Consider the following 2216-nt stretch of genomic DNA (forward strand, 5'->3'; position numbering starts at 1 on the left):
AAATCAAACATGCGCTTGAAGGCCTGGCGCAGGATATCACGGATTGTATTGCCCTTGGCCAAAACCGAATGCTGATCTAAGTATCCAACCGTCACTTTATTCGACCACTCGACTTTTCCCTCATCAGGTTCTAGCTGGCCGGTAATAATATTTAAAAAGGTAGACTTGCCTTCGCCGTTGGCCCCGATCAGACCAACATGCTCACCCTTTAACAGCCGGAATGAAGCATCTTCAAGTATTTTACGGGCTCCAAACCCATGCGAAACATTCTCTACATTTAATACACTCATATCATTTTCTCCTGCTTAATTAATTAAACGCCTTTATATTTTAGCTTAATTGCGGACAAACTGTCAAAGAAAAGTAGACTTAAAGAGTTATTCGTGATAGAGTATAATACTATGGTATGTTTTTCCAAACAATGGAGATTCTATATTGATATATATTTCAGGAGGTTGAAAGCACAATATGGAGAAGTTTTCAAATTTAGCGATTAATGATTTAATCATCCAGTCGCTAAGCAATATGGGGTTTGAGGAACCTACCCCTATACAGGAGCAATCCATTCCCCCGGCTATGGAAGGGAAAGACTTAGTAGGTCAAGCCCAGACCGGTACTGGTAAGACAGCAGCTTATGGCATTCCAATGATCGATAAGATTCTCGGCAGCTATGCCGAAAAAACTCAGGGCATCGTACTTACCCCCACCCGCGAGCTAGCTATCCAGGTAGCAGAGGAACTCAATAAAATTGGGCAATACACCGATGTTAGAACCCTGCCTATTTACGGCGGCCAGGATATTGGCCGTCAAATTAAAGCGTTAAAGAAACGGCCGCAGATCATCGTAGCCACCCCCGGTCGGCTGATGGATCACATGAATCGTCGCACAATCAGACTCGACGATATCAAGATCGTTGTTCTGGACGAGGCTGACGAAATGCTTAACATGGGTTTTATCGAGGATATTGAAAAAATCCTACAGGATACTCCGGCCGAAAGACAAACTCTCTTGTTTTCAGCTACCATGCCGAAAGCTATTCAGGCGCTGGCGCAGCGCTTCTTAAAAGATCCAGCCATGATCAGCATTAAATCCAAAGAAGTGACGGTACCGCTTGTTGAGCAGTACTATATCGAAGTACAAGACCGGCAGAAATTTGATGTTCTCTGCCGCTTGCTCGATATCCAGTCCCCCGAGCTGGCAATTCTTTTTGCCCGGACGAAACGGCGCGTTGATGAGTTATCCGAGGCCTTAAAAAAGCGCGGCTACTCAGCTGAAGGCATTCACGGCGACCTTACACAAGCAAAACGGGATAGCGTACTCAGGCAATTCAGAGAAGGTATCGTTGACATTCTGGTTGCTACCGATGTTGCGGCCCGCGGCCTTGATATCAGCGGCGTAACACATGTTTATAACTTTGATATTCCGCAAGACCCCGAAAGCTATGTTCACCGGATTGGCCGTACCGGCCGCGCCGGGCAGACTGGACTTGCTACAACCTTTGTTATCCCGCGCGAAATTGAACATTTACGGTTGATCGAGCGCGTTACCAAACGCAAAATAACCCGCAAACCTATGCCGACAATGACTGATGCCTTAGAAGGCCAGCAGCGGATGACCATTGAAAGAATCTTAAATGTAATCGAAGAAGGCAATATCGAGCACTATCGCGGCCGGGCTGAAGAACTGCTGGCTGAGACCGATTCAGTTACCTTATTGGCGGCAGCCCTAAAACTATTGACCAAAGAACCGAATACCGTACCCGTAAAATTAACCGAAGAGGCACCGCTCCGTCCCCGCGGCGGCGGTTTCCGGCGCGGCCCCAAGAAAGATAACCGCAGCGGCGGCAACGGCAACAGAAGAAGATGGTAACAGATGCCCCCTCGGCTAGCCGAGGGGGTTAAATCTTTACTGTAATATGTTGACATTTTTTTAAAAAATGGTATTATTATATGGCACATTTTAAGAAATAGCAAGAAAATATAATATAGCGAGGTAGGTGCCCTATGGGGCTTAATAGGGAAGTCCGGTTTAAAGCCGGCGCGGTCCCGCCACTGTAATGAGGAGCAAACCCAAGTTATGCCACTGGGACGAAAGTCTTGGGAAGGTTTGGGCTAGCAAGGATTCAAAGCCAGGAGAACTGCCTATCTATCAATCACCGCTTTACCCACGAGCGATGGGGAGGGGATTATTTGGTAACACTATCCAAATCCGTCCTT

General features: G+C 46.9%; 2 protein-coding genes and 1 riboswitch. Of the genes, one reads left to right on the forward strand and one right to left on the reverse strand.

The window, feature by feature from the left end:
- Positions 1-290 (reverse strand): ABC-F family ATP-binding cassette domain-containing protein (locus GX348_12540; protein ID NLP42985.1); only part of this gene is annotated, 290 nt, incomplete at its 3' end.
- 178 nt (positions 291-468) lie between these two features.
- Between GX348_12540 and GX348_12545 the strand changes: the two genes are divergently transcribed.
- Positions 469-1869, forward strand: coding sequence for a DEAD/DEAH box helicase (locus tag GX348_12545; protein ID NLP42986.1), 1401 nt, complete (start codon positions 469-471; stop codon positions 1867-1869).
- A 108-nt stretch (positions 1870-1977) separates the two neighbouring features.
- A riboswitch (cobalamin riboswitch) is annotated at positions 1978-2160 on the forward strand.
- Positions 2161-2216: the final 56 nt, after the last annotated feature.

The organism is Veillonellaceae bacterium (assembly GCA_012523975.1).
In the GTDB taxonomy this organism is placed as follows: Bacteria; Bacillota; Negativicutes; order JAAYSF01; family JAAYSF01; genus JAAYSF01.